The organism is Streptomyces yunnanensis, from assembly GCF_029011865.1.
In the GTDB taxonomy this organism is placed as follows: Bacteria; Actinomycetota; Actinomycetes; order Streptomycetales; family Streptomycetaceae; genus Streptomyces; species Streptomyces yunnanensis.
The window spans coordinates 6,180,188-6,206,939 of the sequence record NZ_CP095749.1 but is presented as its reverse complement, the minus strand read 5'-3'; the positions used below and the strand labels follow the sequence as shown (position 1 = coordinate 6,206,939).

Here is a 26,752-nt window from a genome sequence, read left to right as displayed (position 1 = left end):
ATGCCGGGCGGGCGGGGAATCAGGGCGGCGGGCGGCTCCCAACGGGGGCCGTGGGCGCCCCGCGAGATGTTTGGCGTTCCGAACAAGATCGGGTCAAGTCCGGTGTGCTGGTCGGGCGGCACGGACATACTGACGCCCGTGCGCCCCGTGCCGGTGGGCGCCGGGCGCGGAGCAGGCCCGCAGTCAGCGACCCAGGGGGTGGTTCGTCGGTGTCATCGCTATCGTCCGCATCGTCCGCGACGTCGGTTTCCCCGGAGCCGTCCGCCCGGCCCGGGTCGGCCGGCGGCCCCGCCGCGCCCGCCGCACGCCGGCGCACCGCGTGGGCCGAGGGCCTGGACCGGCTGCGGGCCGCCGCCACCACCGAGCCGGGGCGGCTGCGCGCGATCGGGGCGGTGCTGGCGCTGCTGGTCGTGGTGTTCGGGGCGACCGCGGTCTGGCAGGTGACGGACCGGTCGCGGGCCGCCGACGACGTGGTGCTGCGCAGCCAGCCGCTGACCGCGGACGCGGCGAGCGTCTACCGGTCGCTGGCGGACGCCGACACCACCGCCGCCGGCGGGTTCCTGGCGGGCGGCACGGAGTCCGCGGCGACCCGTGAGCGGTACGAGGCGGATCTCGCGATGGCGTCCCGCCTGCTGGTCAGGGCGGCGGCGAACGCGCAGGTGCCGGGCGCGGAGGGCGGTGCGGCGGATCGGGCCGGGACCCAGATCGCCCGGCTGAACGCCCTGCTGCCGCGGTACACGGGCCTGGTCGAGACGGCCCGGACGAACAACCGGCAGGGGCTGCCGCTGGGCGGCGCCTATCTGCGGTACGCCAACGGGCAGATGCGGACGGAACTCCTCCCGGCGGCCCAGGCGTTGTACGACGCGGAGCGGCAGCGGCTGACCGCGGACCACGAGCGAGCCACGGCGTGGCCGTGGTTCGCGCTGGCCGCCGGGGTGCTCGCGATCGGGGCGCTGGGGTGGGCGCAGCGCCGGCACTACCGGCGCACCCACCGGGTGTTCAACCGCGGTCTGCTGGCGGCGACGGTGGCGTCGGTGGCGGCGCTGCTGTGGCTGGTGGCGGCGCACACGGTGGCGCGGGCCGGGCTGTCCGATGCGTATGCGCACGGGGCCCGGTCGTTGCAGGTGCTCAATACGGCGCGGATCGACGCGCTGCGGGCGCGTGCCGACGAGAATCTGACGCTGGTGGCGCGCGGAGCGGTGCTGACGGCGGACCAGAAGGACTTCTACGAGGTCGATTTCCAGGCGAAGATGGGGCATCTGGCCGGCCCGGGCGGCCGGGGATCGGCGGAGGTGTCCGGGGAGTTGGGGAAGGCGCTGGCACTGGCGGGCGACGAGGCGGGGCGCCGACCGGTGCGGGACGCGCTGGCGGCCGTCGGGCAGTGGCGGGCGCGGCATGCCGACGCGCGGTCGGCGGACGACAAGGGGGACTACGACCGGGCGCTGGCGAAGGTGATCGGCGGGGACGGTTCGACGGGCGCGTCGTTCGACCGGGTCGACACCGGGCTGGGGCGGGCGCTGGTCCACGAGCAGGCGCGGTTCCGGTCGGCCGCGGACGGCGGGCGGGCGGCGTTCGGCCTGCTGGCGGTGGGCGCGGCGGTGTTGGCGGCGCTGGCCGCCACGGCGGCGGTGCTGGGCATCGGGCGCAGGCTGTCGGAGTATCGGTGAGGGGGTCAGGGGAGATGGGGACGCGCGGGCGGGGGCTGCGGAATCTGCGGGCGGTCCTGGCGCCGGTGGCGGCGGGCATGGTCGTGATGGCGGCGACCGCGACGGTGCTGGTGCCCGCGCTGGGCCACGGCGTGCGCCCGGCGGCCCCGGGTCCGGTGGCGACGCACCGGGCGTACGGGCCGGGCACGGCGCCCGCGTCGCCGGCCGCGGCGCGGTGCACGCCGGCCGGCGCGGCGGAGAGCCTGCGGCCGTCGCCGGCCGACGGGCCCGCGGTGGAGCGGATCAAGAAGAAGGGCCAACTGGTCGTCGGGGTGGACCAGAACACCTATCGGTGGGGGTACCGCGACCGGGACACCGGCCGGTTGGAGGGCTTCGACATCGATCTGGCGCGGGCGATCGCCAAGGACATCCTGGGGCCGGACGCCAAGGTCGTCTTCCAGGCGGTGCCGACCAATCAGCGGATCCCCGCGGTCCGGCAGCGGACGGTGGACATGGTGGTGCGGACGATGACGATCAACTGCGCGCGCAAGGAGCAGGTGGCGTTCTCCACGGCGTACTTCCAGGCGGGGCAGCAGGTGCTGGCCCCGAAGCGGTCGACGATCACGGCGTTCGACGACTCGTTGCGGGGCAAGCGGGTGTGCACCGCGGCCGGTTCGACGGGCGAGACGGAGCTGGCGCGGCGCAGCCACGGCGCGCGGGTGCTGACCGCGCCGAATCAGCTGGACTGTCTGGTGCGGCTCCAGTTGGGCGAGGCGGACGCGGTGGTCACCGACAGTGCGCTGGCGGCGGCGCAGGCGGCGCAGGACCCGACGGTGGAGTTGAAGGGCGCGCCGTTCACCGACGAGTCGTACGGCGTGGCGATGAACAAGGACGATCCGGATCTGGTGCGCCGGGTCAACAAGGTCCTGGACGACTACCGCAGCGGCGGGGAGGACAGCCCCTGGATGCGGGCGTACCGGAAGTGGTTGCAGGCCGATCTGCCCGGTATATCGGGGCCGCCGGAGCCGCAGTACGGCGACTGAGGGTGGTCCGGCGGCGCTCGGGGCCCCACCGGGCGCCGGATGGGGTCACTATGGAGGGGCTGGAGCGGGGGTAGCGAGCCGGAGCGGCGGCGAGCGAGGCCACGAGCACCAACCGCGGTGCACGGTACGCGTATTGGAGAGGTGATCGATGGGGGTCCCTGGACCCTTCCCCGGCTCGGCGGGGAGGCCCGATGCCCCGGTGCTGGACCGGGAGGAGGTGGACCGCGCGCTGGCGCGGCTCGGCGCCGAGTACGAGGCGATCGAGACGTCGCTGCTCGCGTTGCAGGACCACGCCGGCCGTCGGCTCCTGGAGGGCGCCGAGCTGTCGGGCGTCACCAAGGAGCGCTGGGCCGAGACGGAGCGGTCCCTTGCCGTGCTGTGGGCGTTGTTCGACGCCTATACGGAGGTGCTGACGGCCGCGCGGGAGCTGCGGGGGCGGCGGCGCTGGCCGTCCGCGGAGGAGCTGGCGGAGCTGTCGGCGCTGTTGCGGGACGGTGCGGTGACGGTGCCGGCCGCGGCGGGCGACGGGCCGGGCACGGGGGAGGAGTTGAGAGCCGGCGGAAGGATCGGCCTGGAGGAGCTGGTCGGCCGGTTGAACGGGTTGTACGCGCGGTCGCTGGACGTCATCGTGGCGGCGGACGCGGTGTGGTCGGCGCTGCCGGCCCGGATAGACCTGCTGGCGGAGGAGTTGCAGCGGACGCGGTCGTTGGCGCATTCGGTGGGGGTGCGTCCGGGGGAGCATCCGGCGGGTGACGATCTGGAGCGGATCACCGAGGAGTTGACGCGGTTGCGGGCGCGGGTGATCGCGGATCCGCTGGCGTTCTGGGTGTCGTCGGGGGCGGGGAGCGCGGCGCCGGGCGGGGGCCGTCCGGACACCGCCCGTTATGACCGGGCGGCGCGTGCGTTGGAGGACATCCGGCGTGAGGTGGCGGCGGTGCTGGACGTCCGGCAGGACGCGGAGCGGCGGTTGATGCTGCTGCGTGACGTGCTGTCGCGGGCGGACCGTACGTTGACCGAGGCGCGGCAGGCGCGCGGGGAGGTGCTGGCGAAGATCGCCGCGTCGGAGGTGCCGGCGGTCAGTGGCCCGTCGACGGTGCTGCACGAGCAGTTGGCGGCGGCCGCCGAGTACCGCCGGCGGGCGCAGTGGCACCGGTTGTCGCCGCTGCTGGACAGCCTGGAGGAGCGGGCGGAGGACGAACTCCAGCGGGCCCGGGAGTCGTTGACGGCGGTGACCGCGCCGCTGGCGGTGCGGGCCGAGCTGCGCGGCCGGTTGGACGCGTACCGGGCGCGGTTGGCGCGGCACGGTCTGGCGGGGGATCCGCTGCTGATGGAGCGGTACGACGTCGCGCGGCGGATGCTGTGGAGCGCGCCGTGCGATCTGCGGGCGGCGGAGCAGGCGGTGTGGCGCTATCAGGAGGCGGCGGCGGAGGCCGTGGTTCCGGAGCCGCGGGACGGCAGGGGGGAGCCGTGACGGAGCGCGACGGGGGGCGGTGTCAGCGTCCGGAGTGCGCCGGGCGCTACGAGGACGTCGGCGACGGGGAGCTGTACTGCGACGTGTGCGGGCTGGCGCCGGTGGTGTCCGCCGAGGGGCTGCTGTCGGCGACCGCGACGGTGTTGACGCAGCGGGTGGAGGCCGGTGGGGCGACGGTCGCCGCGCCGCCGCCGAGCGGTGCCCGCGGGCGGCGGACGGTCGGGACGCATGTCCCCGCGCAGCGGCCGGGCGGCCGGGCCGGGAGCGGGTCGGCCGCCCGGACGCCGGTGGTGGTGCGCGGCAGTGGGCGGGGCAGTGGCCGCCCGGCCTCGGGGTCGGGCGCTGGTTCCGGGGCGTCGCGGGGGCGGTTGGGCGCCGGGCTGGTGGCGGTGGAGCAGGTGCCGCGGCGCGATCCGCGGGCGGCGGTGCTGGCGCATCCGGAGGTGCCGGAGCGCAAGCGGTTCTGCAGCCGGGGCGAGTGCGGGGCGCCGGTGGGGCGGGGCCGGGACGGCCGGCCGGGCACGGCGGAGGGCTTCTGCACCAAGTGCGGCCATCCGTACAGCTTCGTACCGAAGTTGCGGTCCGGGGAGCTGGTGCACGGCCAGTACGAGGTCGTGGGGTGTCTGGCACACGGCGGGCTGGGCTGGATCTATCTGGCGCGGGACCGCGCGGTCGACGACCGGTGGGTGGTGCTCAAGGGCCTGCTGGACACCGGTGACGAGGAGGCGCTGGCGGCGGCGGTGTCCGAGCGGCGGTTCCTCGCCGCGATCGAGCACCCCAACATCGTGCGGATCTACAACTTCGTGGAGCATCTGGACCGTACGACGGGCAGCCGGGACGGCTACATCGTCATGGAGTACGTGGACGGCATCTCCCTGAAGGACCTCGCCAACGAGCGGCGCACCTCGAAGGGGCGCCGCGATCCGATGCCGGTGGAGCAGGCGTGCGCGTACGGCATCGAGGCGCTGGAGGCGCTGGGCCATCTGCACAGCCGGCAGTTGCTCTACTGCGACTTCAAGGTCGACAACGCCCTCCAGCAGCACGACCGGCTCAAGCTGATCGACCTGGGCGCGGTGCGGCGGGCGGACGACCACGAGAGCCCCATCTACGGCACGATCGGCTATCAGGCGCCCGAGGTCGGCGAGGTGGGCCCGTCGGTCGCCTCCGACCTGTACACCGTCGCCCGCACCCTCGCCGTCCTCACCTTCGACTTCCAGGGCTACACCAATGTCTTCGCGGACTCCCTGCCGGACCCGGACCACATCGAGGTGTTGCGCGCGCACGAGTCCTTCTACCGGCTGCTGGTGCGGGCCACCGATCCGGATCCGGGCCGGCGTTTCGGTTCCGCGGAGGAGATGGCCGAGCAGCTGACGGGGGTGCTGCGGGAGGTGGTGGCGCTGCGGACGGGCGAGCCGCGGCCGGCGCTGTCCACCTTGTTCGGGCCGGAGCTGCGGGTGGTGGGCACCGAGCCGGTGCCGCCGCCGGCCGGCGACAGTTCGCTGCTGGGCGGTCGGCGGCGCGCCGGACGGGTCGCGCGGGAGCCGGCGCGGGTGGGCGGCGGCCCGGAGCTGCGGCCCCTGGACGTGGCCGGGGCGGCGCTGGCGCTGCCGGTGCCGCGGGCGGATCCGGACGACCCCCATGCCGGTTTCCTGGCCGGTCTGCACGCCGCGACCCCGGCGGAGCTGCTGGCCGCGCTGCGGGCGGCGCCCACCGACTCGCCGGAGGTTCGGCTGCGGACCCTGCGCGCCCAACTGGAGCTGGGCGGGGACGCGGTGGCCTTCGAGGGCGACCGGCCGGGTTCCCCGGCGCGGTGGGACGAGGACCCGTGGGGCGCCGACGGGCAACCGGACGCGTACGGGTCCGGGGACTGGCGGGTGGTGTGGCACCGGGGGCTGGCGGCACTGGCGACCGGCGACCGGGAGGGCGCCGCGCTGGCCTTCGACGCGGTCTACGACGCCTTCCCGGGCGAGCCGGCGCCGAAGCTGGCGCTGGGCATCAGCGCCGAGTTGCTGGGGCAGTCGGACAACGCGGCGGAGTACTACCGCCTCGTATGGGCGACAGACCGGAGCTATGTGAGTGCCGCGTTCGGGCTGGCCCGGGTGCGGCTGGCGGCCGGTGACCGGGCGGGTGCGGTGGCGGCCCTGGAGTCCGTCCCGGAGGCGTCCATCCACTACACGGCGGCGCGGATCGCGGCGGTCCGGGCCCGGCTGCGGCAGCGCTCGCCCCGGGAGCCGCTGCTGCCGGATCTGCGGGCCGCGGCCCAACAGGTCGAGGCGCTGGCCGACTTCGGTCTGGATGACCGGCGCCGGGAGGTCCTCGCCACCGAAGTACTGGGCAGTGCCCTGGACTGGGTACTCTCCGGGAGCCACGGCGACGGGCCCGGGGCCGGTGCCCCGGGTGACGGGGCGCCGGACGGTGCCGCCGGGCCGGCGCTCCTCGGCAGTCCGCTGGACGAGCGCGGGCTGCGGTTCGGGCTGGAGCGGTCGTACCGTCTGTTGGCGCGGCTGGCGCAGCGTGGCGAGGAAAGGATCGAGCTGGTGGAGCGGGCCAACCGCTTCCGCCCCAGGACATGGGTGTGACATGGGTGTGACTGGGCCGTCCCGCTGCCGGAGCTGCGGTGAGCCGCTCGACGCGGGGGACAACTACTGCGGGCGGTGCGGCGCCGATCCCCTGACGTCGGGCGGTTTCGGCATGCCGGCGGGATACGGGGCACCGCCGGCGGCGGCGTTCGCGGCGGGGCCGGCGGCGCAGGTGGGTCCGCCGCCGCCCGACCCCACGACCCGCCTCCCGATCGGGGACGCGACGGCGCCGACCGCGCCCGCTGCCGGCGGCCGGCCCGCCGACCCGCGGGTGGTCGGCTACGAGGCGGTCGCCGACGCCGCCGCCGACGCCGGGCCGCGGGCCGAAGCGGAGGTTGTGGCGACGGCCCGGGAAGAGGCCCCGGCGGGAGCCGAAGCGGAGCCGGCGGCGGACACCGCGACGGACGCCGGGACGGCGGACGCGCCGGCGCCCGGGGAGGCCGCCGAGCCATCAAGCGGAACGGCCGAGGGCGGGGCCGCGGAGCCGGGTCCGGCGATCGCCGCGGGGGGAACCGGAACCGCCCCTGAGGACCCGCCCGAGTGCCAACGCGACCACCTGGAGCGGGAGTTGCCGGGCGTCGCGGCGGTCAGCGACCGCGGCCACCGGCACCACCGCAACGAGGACTTCTTCGCGCTGGGCGACACCGTGCTGGCGGACGGCGCGCCCGCGGTGATCGCGATGGTCTGCGACGGGGTCTCCTCGGCGACCCGCCCGGACGACGCCTCCAAGGCCGCCGCCGAACGTGCCACCGGGGCGCTGCGGATGGCGCTGCCGCGCGGCACGCACCCGCAGCAGGCCATGCACGACGCGGTGCTGGCGGCCTCGGCGGCGGTCGACGCGCTGGCCGTCGACCCCTCGATAGCGCACGACGAGTTCCGCCAGCAGAACGCCCCGGCCTGCACGATCGTCGGCGCGCTGGTCGGCGGCGGGCTGCTGACCATCGGCTGGGTCGGCGACAGCCGGGCGTACTGGATCCCCGACGACCGCACCGCACCGCCGGTCCGGCTCACCGAGGACGACTCCTGGGCCGCCCAGATGGTCGCCAACAACCTCATGACCCAGGCCGAGGCCAACGCCGACGAGCGGGCGCACGCCATCACCGGCTGGCTCGGCGCCGACGCGTACGAGGTCGAACCGCACGTCGCGGCGTTCCGGCCGGACGGGCCGGGGACGGTCGTGGTGTGCACCGACGGGCTGTGGAACTACGCCGAGACGGCCGGGTCGATGGCCGCGGTGCTGCCCCTGGACGCGCCGGTCCGGCCGTTGAACGCCGCGCGGGTGCTGGTCGACCACGCCCTGGACGGCGGCGGGCACGACAACGTAACGGTCGCGGTGGTGCGGTTCCCCACGCCCGCGGAAGGGGCAGGATCGGCCTAGGGCCTGTCCATGCAGTCCCGTCGTTCGCCCGGGGGGGGCGGGCCCGGCCGGCGGCCGGCGGCAGCCGCAAGGAGCGGACGTAACCCATGGCCAACTTCGCCAAGTCGCGGGTGCCGCGCTTCACCGCCGAGGTGCACCACAACCCCTGCCTGCCCGAGGGCGGGCAGGCGTTGCACGCCGTCGTCACGGTCACCGCGACCGGCGGCGGTTCGACCGGTGGGCGCCCGGTGCCGCGACCGGATGCGGTGGTCTCCGGGGCGGCCGGGCCGGAGCACGGGCCGGCCGACGCCCTCGGGCCGGACGCCGGGGTAGTACTGCGGGTGCGGACCCCGCTGGGCGCCGAGGTGGGGTTCCTGCGGCAAGTGGCGCCCGCCCCCGAGGACCTGACCGGCCGGCGCAGAGCGTCGGGGCCGCGCTCGGGCGACTACCCGACCGGCCCCTGGGGCGACGAGTCCCGCGACTACCACCTCTTCCTGCGTGTCCCGGACCCCGGGCTCGGCCGGGAGATGCTGGCCGCCCGGCTCTCCGTGCTGCTGTCCGCACCGGACGGCGCCGCGCCGCGGGTCGTGGCGCAGGGGCTGGTCCGGGCCGTGTGGACGGACGATCCGGCCGCCGCGGTACGGATCGATCCACAGGTGGCGCACCACACAGGTCGGTCCGAACTGGCGCAAGTCATCCAGCGGGGACTGGATGCGGCCAAGTGGGGAGATGCCGCCCGCGCCGTGCGCGAACTGCGCCGTGCGGCGCGGCTGGCCGGCGGTCCCGGGAGCGAGGACACTGCGAAACTCCTTGCGAAGGTGGTGGGCGACGTCGATACCGCGACCGGTACTGTGCGACAGGCGGCGAAGGCGCCCGAGGTCGAACGGGAGAGCTCCCGGACGGCGCCGGACACCCACTCGCCGCCCGTAGAAACCGCAATGAACGAGCACGATCACCACTGATCAGTACCACCCGGAAGAAACGGTACGGAGGGGGAAGAACCGACATGCCGACCTGCCCGAGCGGCCACCAGTCGGCGGCCGAAGACTGGTGCGAGGTGTGCGGCCAGCGCATGGCGGGTGCCGTTCCCCCGCCACCCTCTCTGCCCGCCGGATTCCTCAACGCGCCGCCGCCCGCCGAGCCGACCGGTCCCGCGGGTCCGCCGCCCGGCATGCCCGGTCCGCCGCCGGCGGGCCAGCCCGGCCCGCCCCCCGGCATGCCCGCCCCCGGCCAGCCCGCCCCGCCGCCCGGCTTCGGCGGCCCCGTCGCGCCCGCGCCCGGCCCCGGCATGCAGGGCGGCCAGGAGGGCTACGGCTTCCCGCCGCCCGCGCCCGGCCCCGGTGGTCCCGGTGCGCCCGCGCCCGGCCCGGCCGGCCAACCGCCGCAGGGCGGCTACGGCTTCCCCCCGCCGGCACCCGGCCCCGGCGCCCCCATGCCCGGCCCTGGCACCCCGCCGCAGGGCACCCCGCCGCCCGTCGCCCCGGCGCCCGGCCCCGAGCAGTCCACGGAGTTCTGCCCGCAGTGCCGCACGCCGCGCGCGGGCATGGCGCCGTTCTGCGCGGAGTGCCAGTACAACTTCCTCACCCACTCGCCGGCGTCGTTCGCCCCGCCGCCCGGTGCGCCCGCGCCCGGCCCCGGCGGCCAGCCGCCGCAGGGCGGCTACGGCTTCCCCCCGCCGGCACCCGGCCCCGGCGCCCCCATGCCCGGCCCCGGTCTCCAGGGCGGCCAGGGCGGTTACGGCTTCCCGCCACCGCAGGCCCCGCCGCCCGGGGCGTCCGCCCCCGGTGGCTTCCCGGGCCAGCCCGGCCCGCCCCCCGGCATGCCCGGCCCCGGCCCGGCCGGCCAGCCCGGTCCGCCGCCGCCCCCGCAACAGGGCGCCGACGACTGGACGTTGACCCCGCCGAACCAGCCGCACGCGGCGCACGCCGCCCCGCCGATGGCGCCCCCGCAGCCCGGACCCGGCCCGCAGGCCCCGTTCGAGCAGCCCGCGCCGTTCGAGCAGCAGCCGCCCGTGCCGTACGAGCAGCAGCAGCCCGCGCCGTACGAACAGCAGCAGCCGCCGGCCCCGTTCCCGCCGCAGCAGCCCCAGCCGGGACCCGACGGCCAGTGGGGCGGCGCCCCCGGCCCGGCTCCGATGGCGCCGCCGCAGGGCCCGCCGCCGGTGATCGGCGACGGCTGGGTGGTGGCCGTCGCGCCGGACCGCGAGTACTTCATGGCGATGATGAGCCGCAGCGGCCCGGAGGCGGCGGGGCTCAACCTGCCCTCGTACTCCCCCGAGCAGGTGCTGCCGCTCGCAGGCGGCCAGGTCTCGGTGGGCCGCCGTCGGAACAGCACCGGTGAGTCCCCGGACGTCGACCTGGGCCGGACCCCGGAGGACCCGGGCGTCTCGCACCAGCACGCCCTGCTCGTCCAGCAGCAGGACGGCAGCTGGGCGGTGGTGGACCAGAACTCCACCAACGGCACGACGGTCAACCTCGCCGAGGAGCCGATCCAGCCGTACGTCCCGGTGCCGCTCCACGAGGGCGACCGGGTGCACGTCGGCGCCTGGACGACGCTGACCGTCCGCCGCGGCTGACCGCACGACGCCGACCCGTCAACTCCGGGGCGTGATCGACCGATCGCGCCCCGGAGTCGCGTCCGGGTGCCGGGCGTCCTAAGTCCCCGGTCCTCGGTCGGGGCGTCTGCCACCATGGACCGGTGAACAACATTCCGCACGGCACGCTTCAGGAGCAGACCTTCTACGAGCAGGTCGGTGGCGAGGACACCTTCCGCCGCCTGGTGCGCCGCTTCTACGAGGGGGTCGCCGAGGACCCGCTGCTGCGGCCGATGTACCCGGAGGAGGATCTGGGGCCGGCCGAGGAGCGCCTCGTCCTGTTCCTCATGCAGTACTGGGGCGGCCCCCGCACCTACAGCGAGAACCGCGGCCACCCCCGGCTGCGGATGCGGCACGCCCCGTTCACCGTCGACCGGGCCGCGCACGACGCCTGGCTGCGGCACATGCGGGACGCCGTGGACTCCGTCGGGCTGGCCGAGGACCACCGGACGCAGCTGTGGAACTACCTCACGTACGCGGCAGCGTCGATGATCAACACCGCCGGGTGAGAGAACGGTCACACCGACCGGAATCCCCGCGTCCCCGTCACGATCCGGTCAAGACCACCCGCGAACCGCCCACCCGGCACACCGCCCTCTGAAACCATCCACGACATCCGATCACCCATTCGGATACGTCGCGTTTTCGGGCGTCGAGAGCCGCCGGTGCACCCCGGCCGGGGGCCCGAGCCGCTCCGGGGGGATCCGTGTCCGGCTTCATCGTGCTGCGGGTACGCGCACACCGCGCGCTGCTGGCCGCTGCCCTGCTCTCGGTGCTGCTGACCGCCACCGTGCTGGCCACCCTCTCCGCCTTCTCCGACGCGGTCGGCGACGCCGGGCTGCGACAAGCCCTGCGGGGAGTTCCCCAAGCTCTCAACTCCGTTCGCGCAGGGGAGACCCCCATCGCGCCCGCCGCCGCCCTTCAGGTCAAGGCCCAACTGCCGGCCTCCGGGCGGCAGTCCGCCGACCGGGCGGTCGAGCGGGGCGCCCGGCGGGCCTTCGACGGACTGCCGTTCACCGTCCGCACCCTGACCCGCTCCGGCCCGTACGCGCTGCCCCGCACCCACCGGCCGACGGGCACCGCCGAGCGGACGGCGGACGCGACGGGCGGCGACGAGCCCGACCTCACCCACCTCGCGCTCCTCCACCGCGACCGGATCGAGCTCACCGCCGGCCGCTGGCCCGGTGCGGCGGCGCACGGCCGGGTCCCGGTGGCGCTGCCGGAGGCCGCCGCCACCGGGCTCGGTCTCCGCCCCGGCCGCCGCCTCACCCTCGACAACCGGTTGTCCGGCCCCGCCCACCTCACCATCGAGGTCACCGGCGTCTACCGCCCCAAGGACCGCGCCGACCCGTACTGGAAGCTCGACGAGCTCGGCGGGCGCGGGGTGCGCACCCTCGGCTTCACCACGTACGGGCCGCTGCTCGCCGGGCCGGGGGCGTTCGGGGCCGGCGGGCCGCTGACGCAGGACTCGGTGGCCTGGCTGGCCACCGCCGACTTCCGCACCCTGACCGCGGACCGGCTGCCCGCACTGGCCGCCGCAGCGGGCCCCGCCGCCCGGGCGCTGACGGCCGACCCGGCGTTCCACGGCCGGGCCACCGCCGGCACCGAACTCCCGGACACACTGGGGACGTTACGGCGGTCGCTGCTGGTGAACCGGTCCACCGTGCTGCTCGTCGCGCTCCAGCTCCTGCTGCTGGCCGGGTACGCGCTGCTGCTGGTGGGACAGCTGCTGAGCACCGAGCGGACCGACGAGCGGATCGTGCTGCGCGCCCGCGGCGCCTCCCGGCGGCGGCTCGCCGGACTGGCCCTGGCCGAGGCGCTGTTGCTGGCGCTGCCGGCCGCGGTCGCCGCCCCGCTGCTGGCCGGCCCGCTGCTGCGGCTGCTGGCGGGCGGCGGCGGTTGGGGTCTGCCCCTGGAAGCCGCCCGCACCGGCGCCACCTGGCTGACCGGGGCGCTGGTGGCGTTGGGCTGCGCCGTCGCGGTGGCCGCGCCGGCCGTGCTGCGCTCCGGCGCGGACGACCCGGCCGTACGGGAGCGGACCCGGCCCCGCGCGCTCCGGGCCGGCGCCGACCTGGGGCTCCTGGTGGTCGCCGGGGTGGCGTACTGGCAGCTGTGGCGGCGGACCGGCGACGGCGGCGGGGTGCTGACCGAGGACGGCGACGGCACGCTGGGCATCGACCCGGTGCTGGTGGCCGCGCCGGCGCTGGCCCTGCTCGCCGGCACGGTGCTGACGCTGCGTCTGCTGCCGCCGGCCGCCGGGCTCGCCGAACGGGCCGCGGCCCGCGGCCGGGGACTGGCCGCGGCACTGGCCGGCTGGCAGATCAGCCGCCGCCAACTGCGCGGCACCGGGCCGGTGCTGCTGCTGGTGCTGGCCACCGCGCTGGGCATGCTGGCGATCGGGCAGCGCGCCTCGTGGGACCGCTCGCAGGACGACCAGGCGGACTTCCGGGCGGCCGGCCCGGTGCGCGTACTGGACGGTCGGACACCGAAGTCGGGGCAGGGCGACGACTATGCGGCCGTCCCCGGGGTGGCCGCGGCGCTGCCCGTCGGGTACTCCGCCCTGGACCTGCCGGACGGCCATGCCGGCTCGCTGCTGGCCCTGGACACCCGCCGGGCGGTGGGGGCGCTGCGGCTCCGCGGCGACCTGCTGGGCGGCCCCGCCGACGGGCCGGCCGCCCGCCGCGCCACGGCGGACCTGCTGCGGGCGGCGGCACCCCCGGCCGGCACCCCGCCGGGCATCGGCATCCCCGCGGACACCGCACAGTTGCACCTCACCCTCACCCTGACCTCGCTGCGGACCCTGCCCGCGCCCCGCGCCTGGCGTCCGACGGCAGCGGCCCCCGCCCCGCCGGACCGGACACCGGCCCCGTCCCCGCCACCGTCTCCGCCCTCGTCACCGACGCGCACGGCAGCCCGCACACCCTGCCGCTCGGCGCCTTCCCCGCCGACGGCCACCCGCACACCGGCACCGCCCGCCTCGCCGCGGCGGGCCTGCCGACCGGACCGCTGCGGCTGACCGGCCTCCTCCTCGTCGTGGACCAGCCGCCGGTCCCGCACCGCCAACGGCTCACCGTGGACGCCGCGCGGGCGGTCACCGCCGACGGCGCCGCGCACCGCCTCACCGCGCCGCGGGGCCTGGCCTGGACGGGCCGGATCACCGACCGGAGCGCCTCCGCCGGCACCCCCGGCGGCCCCCGGGCCGGCCGCGCCGAGGTGCCCGACGGCGGGCTGCTGGCGCAGACCTACGACAGCGGCGCCCGCCAGGACGCGTGGACCGCCGCGGTCACCACGGTGCGGATCACCGCCGCGCACCCCGCGCGCCTGCCGCTGGCGGCCGTCGCCACCGACGCGTTCCTGCGCGCCAGCGGCTCCCGGGTCGGCGCGGTCGTCGACCTCACCGTCAACGGGCAGGCGCTGAAGGCCAGGATCGTCCGGGCGGTGCGCGCGCTGCCGGGCCCGGCGGACGGGCCGGTCGGCTCCGGCGGGCTGCTGGTCGACTTCGGCGCGGTCAACGAGGCGCTGTCCGATCTGGGTGCCGGCCCGCTGGACGCCGCCGAGTGGTGGCTGCGCCCCCGGCCCGGCGCCACCGCGACGGTGGTCGCGGCGCTGCGGGCCCGCCCCGACCTCGAACCCGGCCAGGTGCTGGTCCGCGACGAGATCGCCCGGGAGCTGCACGACGACCCGCTGGGCCGCGGCCCGCAGACCGCGCTGGTCGCCGCGGCGGCGGTCGCGGTGGCGCTGGCGGCGACCGGTTTCGCGGTCGGCGCGGCCGGCTCGGTCCGCGAACGGGCCCGGGAGTTCGCCGTCCTGCGGGCCCTGGGCGCGCCCCGCCCGCAACTGGCCCGGATGATCGCCGCCGAGCAGGGCGTCCTGATCGTGCTGGCGCTGGCCGTCGGCACGGCCCTGGGGACGGTGCTGACGCGGGTGGTGGTCCCGCTGGTGGTGCTGACCCAGCAGGCGGGCCGCCCGGTGCCGCCGGTGCTGGTGGAGCTGCCGGCCGGTCAGGTCGTCGGGCTGCTCGCGGCGGTGGCGGCGGTCCCGCTGCTGGTCGTCGCGGCCGTCGGGCTGCGCCGCGGCGACCCGGTACGGGCCCTGCGCGGCCGGGGGGGAGCGCTGAGATGACCGAGCAGGCGGGGGTGCGATGACGACACCGAAGGCACGCACGGCGCCCGGCGGGCTGCCGGCCCGGCTGCGCGCCGCCCTCCCCCCGGCTCCCCGTCTGCTGCGGGCGGGGCAGTCGCCGACGGCCGTGTGGGCGCTGGGCGCGCTGATACTGGTCACCGCGTTCCTCGCGGCGGCCTTCCCGCGCGGCGTGGACGCCTACGAGACCCGGGGCGTCCGGGCGGCACTGGGCGACGTCCGCCCCGACCAGCGGATGGTGGAGATCACCGCGAGCCGCCACGACACCGCCCCCGCCCACTACGCCCCGGACACGCTGACGCATCAGGACGCGGCGATGCGGGGCCAGTTGACCGCCGCCGCCCCCTTGCGGCTCTCCCCCGCCGACGCGGTCCGCGGCGTCCGCACCACCACCCCGCTGGCCTCCGCCGACCCCGGCCTGCCCCGCCCCGACGGCGTCGCTCCCGCCCTCTCCCTGTACGCGGTCACCGACCTGGCCCGGCACGCCACCGTCATCCGGGGCCGCCTCCCGCGCCCCGCACCGGTCGACCCGTCCGCCCGGGAAGCGGCGGTCACCGTCGCCACCGCCCGCGCCCTCCACCTGCACCCGGGGGGCCGACTCCGCCTCGGCGGGCTGACGTTGCGGATCTCCGGGCTCCTCGCCCCGCGCGCGCCCGAGGGGCCGTACTGGGCGCTCGACCCGCTCCTGGCGAACGCCGCCCTGAGCACCGGCGGCACCCCGCCGACGAAGCGGTGGCGCGCCGCGCTGCTGCTCGCCCCGGAGGACGGGCCGGCGCTGCTGTCCACCCCGGGGGAGCCGGAACGGTTCTGGCGCTACCCCGTGGACACCAGCACGCTGACCGCCGGTCAGGCCCCCCTGCTCCAGGACCGGGTGCGGTCCCTCCAACACGGCCCCGGGCTGGTCCGCCTGCGCGCGGTGGTGGGCTCCGGCGGGCTGGCGGACAGCGCGCTGGACGGCCTGTTGGACGGTTTCGGGCGGTCCCGGGACGCGGTCGCGCCGGTCGTCGCGGTGGCCGCCTGCGGCATCGGCACCGTCGCGGGCGTCGTCGTCCTCATGACCGGCGCCCTGGCAGCAGCCCGCCGCCACCGCGAACTGGCGCTGCTGCGGGCCCGGGGCGCCTCGCTGCCCGGACTGGTCGGCCGGCTGACGGCCCAGACCGCCGCGGTGGCGCTGCCCGGCGCCGCCGTCGGCTGCGCCCTCGCCGTCCTCCTCGTCCCCGGCGAACGCCTCCTGCCGTCCCTGCTCGCCGCGGCCGGCGTCGGGCTGCTCGGCACCCTCGCGCTGCCCCTGCGGGCCGCCGCCGCACACCGCACGACCCGCCCCGCGGTCCGCGCGGACCTGGTCGGCGCCCGGCCCTCCCGACGCCGCACGATCGCCGAACTCACCGTGCTGGCCCTGTCGGTGGCCGCGGTGCTGGCCCTGCGCCGCCGCGGCACCGGCTCCGGCGGCGTGGACGTCCTGGTCAGCGCGGCCCCCGTGCTGGTCGCGGTGATCGCGGCGCTGCTGCTGATGCGGCTGTACCCGCTGCCGCTGCGGCTGGCGGCCCGGCCCGCCGCCCGCGCCCGGGGGCTGTCCGGCTTCCTGGCCCTGGCCCGGGCCGGCCGCGCGCCCGCCGCCGGACTGCCGCTGCTCGCCCTCCTCGTGGCGCTGACCACCGCGTCGTTCGGCGGCTCGGTGCTCGCCGGGGTCGCCGACGCCCGCGACCGCGCGGCGCTGACCGCGGTCGGCGCGGACGCCCGTCTCACCGCCGCCGCGCCGCTCCCCGCGCGCCTGTTGTCGTCCCTGGCCACCGTCCCGGGCGTCCGCGACGCCGTCCCGCTGCGCCTGAGCACCCAACCCGCCGACGACAACGGCCCGCCCCTCTACCTCGTCATCGCCGACGCCGACGCCTACGCCCGGCTCGCCCGCGCCACCGGCCTGGGCGCCTTCGACGCCACCGCGCTGGCCGACCCCGGCGGCGACGAGCCCCTCCCGGCCCTCGTCTCCCCCGGTGTCCGCACCCGTTTCGGCAACGCCCCGATGGTGCTGCAACCGGAGTTCGGCCAACTCGTCGTCCGCCCGGCCGTGGTGCGCCGGGACACGCCCGCCCAGCCCGGTGGCGACTTCGTCGTGGTCGACGCCCGCAGCGTGGCCCGGCTCCACCCCGACACCTACGCCGACCCCGCCACCGCCCCCTCCCTCGTCCTCCTCGCCGGCCCCTCCCTCGATGTCACCGCCCTCCGCGCCACCCTCCGGGCCCACACCCCCGCCTCCCTCCCCACCCGCCTCACCCTGCGCACCACCACCCGTGCGCTGCTCGCCGACTCCCCCCTCCAGCAAGGCGCGGAACGCCTCTACACCGCGACCGTCGCCGCCGGCGCCGGCTTCGCGCTGCTGGCCCTGTTCCTGTCCCTCCTCCAGACCGCCCCGGAACGCGCCCGCCTGCTCACCGGCCTCCGCGCCCTCGGCCTCCCCCCGTCCCAGGGCCGCCGGCTGCTCGTCCTCGAAGCCCTCCCCCAGGCCCTGCTCGCCGCCCTCGGCGGCACCCTCACCGGCGCCGCCGCCCTCCGCCTGCTCGGCCCCGGCACCGACCTCACCCCGCTCGCCCTCCCCCTCGCCTCCGGTCCCACCCCCAGCACCCCCGTCCACCTCCAGCCCGACCCGGCCTCCCTCCTGCTCCCCTCGGCCGCCCTCGTCGTCCTGGCGCTCGCCGCGTCCCTCCTCCAGGCCCACGCCGGCCGACGCCGCGCCACGACGGCCGAGGCGAGGACGGGAGAGGCGGGGTGAGGCTGGGTGAGGCGGCACCGGGCGGGTCGGCGCGCGAGAGATCGGCCGCCACGAGGACACGCCCCCGCACGCCCTCACCCACGCCCGCGCCCACACCCACGCCCCGGAGACCCCACCCCATGACACCCCGCCCCGACGCCACACCACCGCCGACGCCCGCACGCCCCTCGCCCCCGCCCCCGGCCGCTCCGCCCTCCCTCACCGACCTGGAGCGCCGCGCCGCCACCCGCCACGCCCGTCCCGTCTACGGGCACGACGCGCTGATCGCCTGCGACCGCCTGGTCCGTGTCTTCACCACCGACGGCGTGGAGGTCCAGGCCCTCCAGGGGCTCGATCTCCTGGTATCCGAGGGCGAGTTGATGGCGTTGGTGGGCGCTTCCGGAAGCGGCAAGTCCACTCTGATGAACATCCTGGCCGGGCTCGACGTCCCGACCGCCGGCGCGGCCCGCGTCGCCGGCCGCGACCTGCTCGCGATGGACGCCCGCACCCGCCTGGACTACCGCCGCAACATCGTCGGCTTCGTCTGGCAGCAGACCGCCCGCAATCTGCTCCCCTACCTCACGGCCCTGCAGAACATCGCCCTGCCGATGCAGCTGCGCGGCGGCCGCCGCCGGTCCGAACGCACCCGGGCGGCCGAGGAGTTGCTGTCGCTCCTCTCCCTCACCCACTGCCGCGACCGGCGCCCGCACCAGCTCTCCGGCGGCGAGGCCCAACGCACCGCGATCGCCGTCGCGTTGGCCAACACCCCGGCCGTCCTGCTCGCCGACGAGCCGACCGGCGAACTGGACTCGCACACCGCGGAGCAGGTCTTCGCCGCGTTCCGCACCGCCAACGAGGAACTGGGCACCACTATCGTGATCGTCACCCACGACCAGAAGGTGGCCGACGAGGTCCGCCGCACGGTGGCCATCCGCGACGGACGCACCTCCACCGAGGTCCTGCGCCGCACGGAAATCGATGCCGCGACCGGCCGGGAATCCGTCGTGGCGCGCGAATACGCCACCCTCGACCGCGCCGGCCGCCTCCAGCTCCCCGCCGACTACACCGCCCCGTTGGGCATGCGGGACCGCGTCCTCCTCCAACGGGAACCCGACCACATCGCCGTCTGGCCCGACGCCCCCGCCGACACCCCGGCCGAACCCCCCGACGAGGACCCCACCGAGGACCCCACCGAGGCATAGCGGGCACGCAGCGCAGCGGCCCGCGCCGGCCCGGTCGCGATCAGACCGGCGTGACCGTCAGCCCCGACAGCCCGGTCGCCCCCGCCGGCCCGGCCACCCGTACGGCGATCGACCCGTACGGTGTGCTCAGCCGCAGCCAGCCACCGGCGGCCAGCAGCGCCAGGGCCGTCCCCGGCGCCTCCGCACCGGCCGCCCCGGAAGCCGTCCCGGCCGTCCCGGGAGCCGCGCCGACACCGGCCCCGGCACCCGCGCCGGAAGTCACCCCCGCACTCGCGGAGGCCGCCATCGCCCCGGCCCGCGCCCCGCGCAGGAACCCGAGCGCCTGGGCGGCATGCACCGCCCGCAGCGGCAGTTCCGTGTCGCCCAGCGTCCGCGACCAGATCTCCCGACCGATCCGGTCCCGCTCGGGACGGGTGCGCCGCTGCGGCGGCAACTCCTCGTCCCGGGCGCGAAATTCGGCGACCGCGGCGGACACCGCGCGCGTCAACGCCTCCGAGGAGGGCAGCCCGGGGACCCGCGTCCAGCCGCCCCGCGGCGGCAGCACCCCGGCCCATGGCGGGCCGGTGACCGCGCCGGGCACGGTGACACTGCCCGCCGCCTCCTGAACACCTTCGAGGAGCTCCCCGGCGGAGACGGTCACGTCCAGGCCGGAACCGCCCGTGCGGCCCGGCCCCGACGCCCCGGCACCGGGCTCGTCGCCGGCGTCGGTGGCGTCGCCGGCCTCGGGGCCGGCCGCCAACCGCGCGGTCCGGATCGCCAGCACCTCGAAGGACGGCGGGCGGCCGAAGACGGCCAGCACCCCGCCGCCCGTCTGGAGCCGCACCGCGGCCCCGCGGTCGTAGTGGATCAGCCGGGCGAGGAAGGCGGCGAGATCCGCTGCCTCCCCGGCGTCGGCCAGCCGCAGCACCGTCATGCGCCGACGGCCCCTTCCTGATGCGCGGCGTCGTCCAGGTACTCCTTGAGGATCGCCTTCTCCTCCGCCGTGAGGCGGCGCGGCCGCCCCGCGGCGAAGTCGAACGGCACGACCACGGTCGAGGCCCGCAGGTAGACCGTGTCCTCGTCCTTGACCTCGTACCCCACCGTCATCGACGCGGCACTGATCTTCCGCACCCACAGCTCGACGGTCACCGGCTCGGGCCGGTGCACCAGCTGCCGCAGGTAGTCGATCTCGTGCCGGGCGACGACCGAGCCGCCCTTGAACGACGGACTGCCGTCCCCCGGCGCCAGCCGGCGCATGAAGTCGATCCGCGCCTCTTCGAGGTAGCGGACGAACACCGCGTTGTTGACGTGGCCGAACGCGTCCATGTCCGACCAGCGCAGGGGGCAGGGGTAGAGGTGTCGCACGACGGTCAGCCCCGGGTCAGCTTCTTGTACGTCGCACGGTGCGGACGGGCCGCGTCGGCGCCGAGCCGCTCGACCTTGTTCTTCTCGTACGACTCGAAGTTGCCCTCGAACCAGAACCACTTGGAGTTGCCCTCGTACGCCAGGATGTGCGTGGCGACGCGGTCCAGGAACCAGCGGTCGTGGGAGACGACCACGGCGCAGCCGGGGAACTCCAGCAGCGCGTTCTCCAGCGAGGACAGCGTCTCGACGTCGAGGTCGTTGGTCGGCTCGTCGAGGAGCAGCAGGTTGCCGCCCTGCTTGAGGGTGAGCGCCAGGTTGAGGCGGTTGCGCTCACCACCGGAGAGCACCCCGGCCGGCTTCTGCTGGTCCGGGCCCTTGAAGCCGAACGCGGAGACGTAGGCCCGCGAGGGCATCTCGACGTGACCGACGTTGATGTAGTCGAGCTCGTCGGAGACCACGGCCCACAGGGTCTTCTTGGGGTCGATGTTCTCGCGGCTCTGGTCGACGTAGGAGATCTTGACGGTCTCGCCGACCTTGATGTCGCCGGTGTCCGGGGTCTCCAGGCCCTGGATCATCTTGAACAGCGTGGTCTTGCCGGCGCCGTTCGGGCCGATGATGCCGACGATGCCGTTGCGCGGCAGGGTGAAGCTGAGGTCGTCGATGAGGACCTTCTCGCCGAACGCCTTGTTGAGGTTGTTGACCTCGACGACGACGTTGCCCAGACGCGGGCCCGGCGGGATCTGGATCTCCTCGAAGTCCAGCTTCCGCATCCGGTCGGCCTCGGCGGCCATCTCCTCGTAACGCGCCAGACGGGCCTTGGACTTGGCCTGCCGCCCCTTGGCGTTGGAGCGGACCCACTCCAGCTCTTCCTTCAGGCGCTTGGCGCGCTTGGCGTCCTTCTGGCCCTCGACCTTCAGACGGGTCTGCTTGGTCTCCAGGTACTTGGAGTAGTTGCCCTCGTAGCCGTGGAGGCGGCCGCGGTCGACCTCGCAGATCCAGCCGGCGACGTTGTCGAGGAAGTACCGGTCGTGGGTGACGGCGACGACGGTGCCGGGGTACTTCGCCAGGTGCTGCTCCAGCCACTGCACCGACTCGGCGTCGAGGTGGTTGGTGGGCTCGTCGAGGAGCAGCAGGTCGGGGGCCTCCAGCAGCAGCTTGCACAGCGCGACGCGGCGGCGCTCACCACCGGAGAGGTTGGTGACCGGCCAGTCGCCGGGCGGGCAGCCCAGGGCGTCCATGGCCTGCTCCAGCTGGGTGTCGAGGTCCCAGGCGTTCGCGTGGTCCAGGTCCTCCTGGAGCTTGCCCATCTCCTCCATCAGCGCGTCGGAGTAGTCGGTCGCCATCAGCTCGGCGACCTCGTTGAAGCGCTTGAGCTTGTCCATGACCTCGCGGGCGCCGTCCTGGACGTTCTCCAGGACCGTCTTGGACTCGTCCAGCGGCGGCTCCTGAAGGAGCATGCCGACCGTGTAGCCCGGCGAGAGGAAGGCGTCACCGTTCGACGGCTGCTCAAGACCGGCCATGATCTTCAGCACCGTGGACTTACCGGCGCCGTTGGGACCCACGACACCGATCTTCGCGCCCGGCAGGAAGCTCAGCGTCACGTCATCGAGGATGACCTTGTCGCCGTGCGCCTTACGCGCCTTGCGCATCGTGTAGATGTACTCAGCCAAGAGAAACCGTCCGGCAGTTTGGATCTATCAGGTGGTCTGTGCGGCTCCGCCGCCTGGGCCATGGTGCGGCGTGGCCGCGCGAGGGCAGATACACCCCATCTTGCCGTACGTCCATCCCCGGACGGAAACGGGTTCCGGAGGACGGACGGCGAAGGCCCCGGAGCGAGGTGTCCGCTCCGGGGCCTTCGGCTTGCGCGTCTGGTGACCATCCGCTCACGGTGCGCCGACGGCCCGCTCACCGGTGGTCATGAGGACTGCGCTGCGAGTGTGACGGCTGGCCGTCCCGCTTACGCGGCCTGTCCGGTCTTCTTCTTACGCAGGAAGAACACCGCCGCGCCGCCGATCACGACGAGGCCGAGCGCGACGCCCGCGATCACCGGGGTGGCGCTGCTGGAACCGGTCTCGGCGAGGTCGGTGCCGTGCCCGCCGGTGGTGCTGCCGCCGGTGGTGCCACCGGTCGAGGGCGAGCTGGGGTGCGGCGAGGGCTGGCCACCGTTACCCGCGGTCTTGCAGTCCAGGACGCCGGAGAAGGTCTTCTTGAAGCCGCCCGCACCGGTGATCGTGATCTGGTACGGGTGGTCCTCGGCGACCGGAACGGTCACGGTCTTGGACGCGCCCGGCGCGACCTCGTAGTCCTTGCCGGACAGCTGGAAGCGGAACGCCTCATCGCCCTTGTTGCTCGCGGTGACGTCCACGCCGCCCTTGGAGCAGTTCTTCTCCGCGGTGATCGCCGGGATCGCGCCCTGCTTCTTCCAGGAGACGGTGGCGGCCGCGGAGACCGTGGACTCGCTGGAGCCGGCCAGGATCTGGGTCTGGCTCTTGGCGTGCTCGCCGATGCCGGTGAAGGCCCGACCGACCGGGACCTTGGTCGCGGCCTGCGCGGTCAGCGAGGTGTTGCCGTCCGCGGCCCCCTTGGGGACGTCGAAGAACAGCTGGGTGCCGTCGGCGGCGCTGGTGACCGGCTTGCCGTCCTTGCCCACGATCTTCACGCCGGCCGGCACGTCCGCCGCCGGGGAGATGGTGACGCTGTCGGCGTTGGTGTGCACGGTGACCGGGCCGATCTTGCTGCCGGACTTGCCGGAGACCGCGGGCGGGTCCAGGGTCAGCGACGCCTTGGGCTCCGCGACGCTCTGCGCGCTCTTCTCCAGGTAGTCGGCGAGCTTCTCGGCGGCCGGGTCGACCGCGTCCACCTTGGCGTGGTCGGAGAAGCGCCAGATCGCGACCTGGGTGCCGGCCGCGGCGGTCTTCTCGGACAGCTGCCCGGCGCCGGCCTTGGCGGAGAGCGCGGCCAGGTCGTTCACCTGCGGGTAGGAGTTCTGCAGGATCCAGCGGATCTTGCCGGCGTCCGGGTTGTCGTGCAACGACGAGGCGCTCCAGGGCACTTCCTGGTAGCGGGCCTGCTGCTGCGTCGGGTTGTGGATGTCGATGCAGTACGTCTGCAGCGTGCCACCGTTGTCCACCGACATCTCGAAGAGGCCGGCGCCGACGCGCTGGTCCCCTCCGTTGCCGTGCACCACGGCCTGGTCGAAGGTCTTCAGACCGCCGAGGGTGGCGGTGGCACCCCCGTGCGACGCGGCCGGGTCATCCGCCACGGCGGTCCCCGCGGTGGCTATCGTGCCCGCCGCGATCAGGCCCGAGGCCACGACCGCGGCGGCAAGGCGGGCTGCGCCCCGCCCCTTCATCGAAAGCATGATTTCCCCTCTGGGCGAAGCGGTCGGCTGGAGAGGTCGCCTCGCCGGAAAGATCCCAAGAACTCAACGGCCGAACTGGTCAGCCTGGTCAGCCCCCGTGAGTACTCGTCGGATCCTATGGAGCGGACGCATCAGGGTCCCCGGTAATGACGTTCCACAAGCGATCCGAATCGCAATCGTTACCGAATACACTCACCCCCAGCTAACATTATCGACAAATCGCTGGCCGTTTTCAGGGCACAGATGCCTTCTGGGGCGAATTGCCGTCCGGACTCGTCCGCCCCGCCGGAACGACCGTCCGCCGTTCCGCCGCCGCCCCCATTACCACAGTCGTACTCGTTTCAACTTCCCCCAACGTCCCCCCTTCCGCGTCCGGTTGAGTTCCCTCTCCCGCTTTCCTCGTCCCCCTTGCCGTCCGACGGAATGCGGACGTCCCGCGGGCGAGATCGTGCCCGATCGCGAGGGCGTCGACCTCCGCCGCGAACCACCGCTGTCCGCCCTTCTCCGGCGGCTGCTCCCCTTCCCGCAGCCGCAATCTCCCCTGGACGACAAGGGGTTCGCCGACCGCCACCGAAGCGGCGACATTGTCCGCGAGCGCCCGCCAGGTCCGAACGGTGTAGAAACTCGTCTCCCCGTCGGTCCAACACTCCCGGGCCTTGTCCCACCGCCGCGAGGTCGCCGCCATCCGGAACCGCGCCACCGACACCCCCGCCGCGGTCTCCCGGTGCTCCACCGCCGTGGCCACGTTCCCCACCAGCGTCACCATCGTGTCGCTCATGAATGCCTCCCCCGTCCCCTCTTTATGACGTCACTTCAGTACGTCACCTCAGTACGCCGCTTCAGTACGACGCGTTAGTAGGTCACTTCAGTACGTAACTCCGGAACGCCGCTTCGACACGTCGCTTCGACCCGTCACTTCGACCCGTCACTTCGACCCGTCACTTCGGCCTGTCCTGTTTGCTGCGTCTTGTTTGCCGCTTCTTGTTTGTCGTGCCCTGTTTGCCGTGCCTTGTTCGGTGCGCGCTCGTCGGCAGGTGTTCCTCGACACGTGTTCCTCGGCAGGTGCTCTTTGCCATGCCTTCCGTGCCTTCCATGCCTTCCGTGCCTCCCTCTCCTTCCTTGTGTTCCTTGCGTATTACCGTCGGCCCGTGACGCTTTGCTCGGCATTGCGCCGCGGGCCGTTCCGCGCCGCGCTTCGCTGAACCCATGCTGCACGGACGCGGCGCCGGCCGCGGAAGGCTGTGGACGGCCGGCCGCCTGTGGACAACTCCGTCACCCACGAGGGGACGGGCGGCGCCCCGTCCGCCGCCCGGCCCCGCCCCTCACCTCGCCCGCCGGACCGTCAGACGCCCGAAGCCACCGCGTAGCGCTCGCGCACCTCGCGGTACCGCAGCAGTTCGGCGGCGACCGGCTCCAGCACCCGCGCCCGCCCGCACCCGGCCGCGGCCCCGCGCAGCCGGCGCTCGGCCTCCTGCCCGTACCGCCGGGCCGGGCCGCGGGCCACCATCCCGCTCAGCCAGGTCAGCGCCGGGCCGCCCACCGAACCCACGACCACGGGCAGCAGCCCGGACAGCCACTCCGTCGGGTCCACCACGCCTGTCACGGCGCCCACCAGCCACAGCACGCCGACCACCTGCAACACGAACAGCAATCCCTGCAACGCGGCCGCCACCGTCCACCACCGCGGCTTGGTGCCCGGCCCGAGCCGCAGCGTCTCCTCGGCCTCGGCGGCCACCGCGTCCAGCGCCTCCGGCAGCCCCTCGGCGCCCCGCCCCGCCGCCTCCCGCACCGCCTGCGCCCACGGCGTCGGCAGCCCCTGTGCGGCCTCGCCCGCCACGGTCCGGACCGCCTGCTCCACCACCGGCCGCGCCGCCGCCCGCCTGTCCTCGCCCCGCACGGAGCCCACGGACGCGGAGCGCGCGGACAGGGGCGCGGGCGCCGGGCCGGCGGACGGCCCCCCGGAACCGGCACCGCCGGAACCGGTACCACCGGAAGCAGCACGTCCGGTTCCCGTGCGGGGCGCGCCGATCCGGACCGCGCCCGTGCCGTGGCCGCTCCCGTCCGCCGTCCGCACCGCGCCGCGTCGCCGCGCCCTTCGGTCCTTCCGCCGGCACCGCAGCCGCGACCACGGGGAACCGCACGCCCGCTCCGCATGCCGCAGCCAATCGCGCTCCGCCGCCCGTCCGGTGGCCACCGCCCCCACCGCCTCGGCGAGCCGGTCGTCGAACTCCTCCCGGGCCCGTTCGGTCAGCCCCACCCGGCTGTCCGCGACGTACGCCGAGCGCAGGCGGTCCGCCGCGGTGTCCACGTCCGCCGTCAACCTGCGGTCCGCCGCGCCCCGTTCCGCGACGAACTGCCCCAGTGCCTCCCGCAGTTCCGCCACGCCCTCGCCGGTCGCCGCGGAGAGCGCCAGGACCGCCGCGCCTGGTTCCCCGTGCTCGCCCAGCGCCAGCCCGTCCTCGTCCAGCAGCCGGCGCAGGTCGTCCACCACCTGGTCGGCGGCGTCGCCGGGGAGCCGGTCCACCTGGTTGAGCACCACGAACGTGACCTCGGCGTAGCCCGCCAACGGCCTCAGATACCGCTCGTGGAGCACCGCGTCCGCGTATTTCTCCGGGTCCACCACCCAGATGACCGCGTCCACCAACCCCAGGAGCCGGTCGACCTGTTCGCGGTTCCTGGTGGCCGCGGAGTCATGGTCGGGGAGGTCGAGCAGGACCAGCCCGGCCAGTTCGGGGCTGCCCTGCGCGGGGGTGTACCGGCGGTGCACCGGCACCCCGAGGCGGCGCAGCAGCCCCTCCGCGCCCGGTCGGCCGCCCGACCAGACGCAGGCCACCGGCTCACCGGTCGTCGGTCGGCGCGCCCCGACCTCCGAACGCGACGCCCCCGCCAGGGCGTTGAACAGCGAGGACTTCCCGCTCCCGGTCGCGCCCGCGAGGGCGACGACGGTGTGTTCACCGGACAGCCGGTACCGCTCGTCGGCGGACTCCAGCACCCGTCCCGCCTCGTCCAGCGCCATCTCGTCCAGCCGGCTGCGGGACAGCGCGATCAGCTCCCGCAGTGCCTCCAACCGGGGCCGCAGCCCCTCCTCGGCGGCCCGCCGCGCCCCACCGGGCACCCACTTGTACCCGGGCCCGCAGTCCGCGAGCCCGTCTTCAAGACCCCCCTCGTCACCGCCTCCGGTGCCGTGTCCGACCCCGCCGTCCACACCTTCCCCGCCGACCGCCGCCCGTTCTCCCCTCCCCTGGGCCGCACGCCCACGGGCCGACGCCC

18 protein-coding genes are annotated in these 26,752 nt (G+C 75.6%); 12 read left to right on the top strand and 6 right to left on the bottom strand.

Annotated elements, in window-relative coordinates:
- Positions 1-209: 209 nt before the first annotated feature.
- The 12 genes from MOV08_RS27070 (at position 210) to MOV08_RS27020 (ending at position 18,777) form a co-directional block, all read left to right on the top strand.
- Positions 210-1,667, top strand: coding sequence for a hypothetical protein (locus tag MOV08_RS27070; protein ID WP_420834220.1), 1,458 nt, complete (start codon positions 210-212; stop codon positions 1,665-1,667).
- Between the two features lie 14 nt (positions 1,668-1,681).
- Complete coding sequence (locus MOV08_RS27065) at positions 1,682-2,689, top strand: glutamate ABC transporter substrate-binding protein (protein ID WP_275309210.1); 1,008 nt, start codon at positions 1,682-1,684, stop codon at positions 2,687-2,689.
- A 148-nt stretch (positions 2,690-2,837) separates the two neighbouring features.
- Positions 2,838-4,160, top strand: coding sequence for a coiled-coil domain-containing protein (locus MOV08_RS27060; protein WP_275309209.1), 1,323 nt, complete (start codon positions 2,838-2,840; stop codon positions 4,158-4,160).
- Complete coding sequence (locus tag MOV08_RS27055; RefSeq protein ID WP_275309208.1) at positions 4,157-6,739, top strand: serine/threonine-protein kinase; 2,583 nt, start codon at positions 4,157-4,159, stop codon at positions 6,737-6,739. The genes MOV08_RS27060 and MOV08_RS27055 overlap by 4 nt, the downstream gene beginning before the upstream one ends.
- Position 6,740: 1 nt before the next feature.
- Entirely contained in the window at positions 6,741-8,117 is a 1,377-nt protein-coding gene (locus MOV08_RS27050; RefSeq protein ID WP_275309207.1) for a protein phosphatase 2C domain-containing protein, read from the top strand.
- A gap of 86 nt (positions 8,118-8,203) precedes the next feature.
- On the top strand, positions 8,204-9,058 hold the full coding sequence (locus tag MOV08_RS27045) for a hypothetical protein (protein ID WP_275309205.1): 855 nt from the start codon (positions 8,204-8,206) through the stop codon (positions 9,056-9,058).
- A 44-nt stretch (positions 9,059-9,102) separates the two neighbouring features.
- Positions 9,103-10,671: an FHA domain-containing protein gene (locus MOV08_RS27040; RefSeq protein ID WP_275309204.1), complete on the top strand. Its 1,569-nt coding sequence runs from the start codon at positions 9,103-9,105 to the stop codon at positions 10,669-10,671.
- A gap of 122 nt (positions 10,672-10,793) precedes the next feature.
- The gene (locus tag MOV08_RS27035; protein ID WP_039636329.1) at positions 10,794-11,198 is read left to right on the top strand and encodes a globin; all 405 of its coding nucleotides are present in this window, start codon (positions 10,794-10,796) and stop codon (positions 11,196-11,198) included.
- 197 nt (positions 11,199-11,395) lie between these two features.
- Positions 11,396-13,705 (top strand): FtsX-like permease family protein, encoded by a 2,310-nt coding sequence (locus tag MOV08_RS27030; protein WP_338057199.1) that lies wholly within the window; start codon positions 11,396-11,398, stop codon positions 13,703-13,705.
- Positions 13,706-13,722: 17 nt separating this feature from the next.
- Positions 13,723-14,811, top strand: coding sequence for an ABC transporter permease (locus MOV08_RS43870; RefSeq protein ID WP_338057198.1), 1,089 nt, complete (start codon positions 13,723-13,725; stop codon positions 14,809-14,811).
- 19 nt (positions 14,812-14,830) lie between these two features.
- Complete coding sequence (locus tag MOV08_RS27025) at positions 14,831-17,596, top strand: FtsX-like permease family protein (protein WP_275309203.1); 2,766 nt, start codon at positions 14,831-14,833, stop codon at positions 17,594-17,596.
- Between the two features lie 119 nt (positions 17,597-17,715).
- The gene (locus MOV08_RS27020) at positions 17,716-18,777 is read left to right on the top strand and encodes an ABC transporter ATP-binding protein (RefSeq protein WP_275309202.1); all 1,062 of its coding nucleotides are present in this window, start codon (positions 17,716-17,718) and stop codon (positions 18,775-18,777) included.
- A 40-nt stretch (positions 18,778-18,817) separates the two neighbouring features.
- Here the strand turns inward: MOV08_RS27020 and MOV08_RS27015 are convergent, their stop codons facing one another.
- From MOV08_RS27015 to MOV08_RS26990, 6 genes are all read right to left on the bottom strand, one after another.
- Positions 18,818-19,690 (bottom strand): DUF8010 domain-containing protein, encoded by an 873-nt coding sequence (locus tag MOV08_RS27015; RefSeq protein WP_275309201.1) that lies wholly within the window; start codon positions 19,688-19,690, stop codon positions 18,818-18,820.
- Positions 19,687-20,121 (bottom strand): acyl-CoA thioesterase, encoded by a 435-nt coding sequence (locus MOV08_RS27010; protein ID WP_039636325.1) that lies wholly within the window; start codon positions 20,119-20,121, stop codon positions 19,687-19,689. Before MOV08_RS27010 ends, MOV08_RS27015 begins: the two co-directional genes overlap by 4 nt.
- A gap of 5 nt (positions 20,122-20,126) precedes the next feature.
- Complete coding sequence (gene ettA / locus MOV08_RS27005; protein ID WP_039636323.1) at positions 20,127-21,791, bottom strand: energy-dependent translational throttle protein EttA; 1,665 nt, start codon at positions 21,789-21,791, stop codon at positions 20,127-20,129.
- Between the two features lie 287 nt (positions 21,792-22,078).
- Complete coding sequence (locus MOV08_RS27000; RefSeq protein WP_052286892.1) at positions 22,079-23,482, bottom strand: Cys-Gln thioester bond-forming surface protein; 1,404 nt, start codon at positions 23,480-23,482, stop codon at positions 22,079-22,081.
- Positions 23,483-23,714: 232 nt separating this feature from the next.
- Complete coding sequence (locus MOV08_RS26995; protein ID WP_275309199.1) at positions 23,715-24,260, bottom strand: single-stranded DNA-binding protein; 546 nt, start codon at positions 24,258-24,260, stop codon at positions 23,715-23,717.
- A gap of 564 nt (positions 24,261-24,824) precedes the next feature.
- Entirely contained in the window at positions 24,825-26,597 is a 1,773-nt protein-coding gene (locus tag MOV08_RS26990; protein WP_275309196.1) for a YfjP family GTPase, read from the bottom strand.
- Positions 26,598-26,752: the final 155 nt, after the last annotated feature.

Bases quoted from the DNA above. Each gene is read 5' to 3' on its own strand.
- MOV08_RS27065 (WP_275309210.1), top strand. From the start codon at position 1,682: ATGGGGACGCGCGGGCGGGGGCTGCGGAATCTGCGGGCGGTCCTGGCG.
- MOV08_RS27060 (WP_275309209.1), top strand. From the start codon at position 2,838: ATGGGGGTCCCTGGACCCTTCCCCGGCTCGGCGGGGAGGCCCGATGCC.
- MOV08_RS27050 (WP_275309207.1), top strand. From the start codon at position 6,741: ATGGGTGTGACTGGGCCGTCCCGCTGCCGGAGCTGCGGTGAGCCGCTC.
- MOV08_RS27045 (WP_275309205.1), top strand. From the start codon at position 8,204: ATGGCCAACTTCGCCAAGTCGCGGGTGCCGCGCTTCACCGCCGAGGTG.
- MOV08_RS27040 (WP_275309204.1), top strand. From the start codon at position 9,103: ATGCCGACCTGCCCGAGCGGCCACCAGTCGGCGGCCGAAGACTGGTGC.
- MOV08_RS27025 (WP_275309203.1), top strand. From the start codon at position 14,831: ATGACGACACCGAAGGCACGCACGGCGCCCGGCGGGCTGCCGGCCCGG.
- MOV08_RS27020 (WP_275309202.1), top strand. From the start codon at position 17,716: ATGACACCCCGCCCCGACGCCACACCACCGCCGACGCCCGCACGCCCC.
- MOV08_RS27015 (WP_275309201.1), bottom strand. From the start codon at position 19,690: ATGACGGTGCTGCGGCTGGCCGACGCCGGGGAGGCAGCGGATCTCGCC.
- MOV08_RS27000 (WP_052286892.1), bottom strand. From the start codon at position 23,482: ATGCTTTCGATGAAGGGGCGGGGCGCAGCCCGCCTTGCCGCCGCGGTC.
- MOV08_RS26995 (WP_275309199.1), bottom strand. From the start codon at position 24,260: ATGAGCGACACGATGGTGACGCTGGTGGGGAACGTGGCCACGGCGGTG.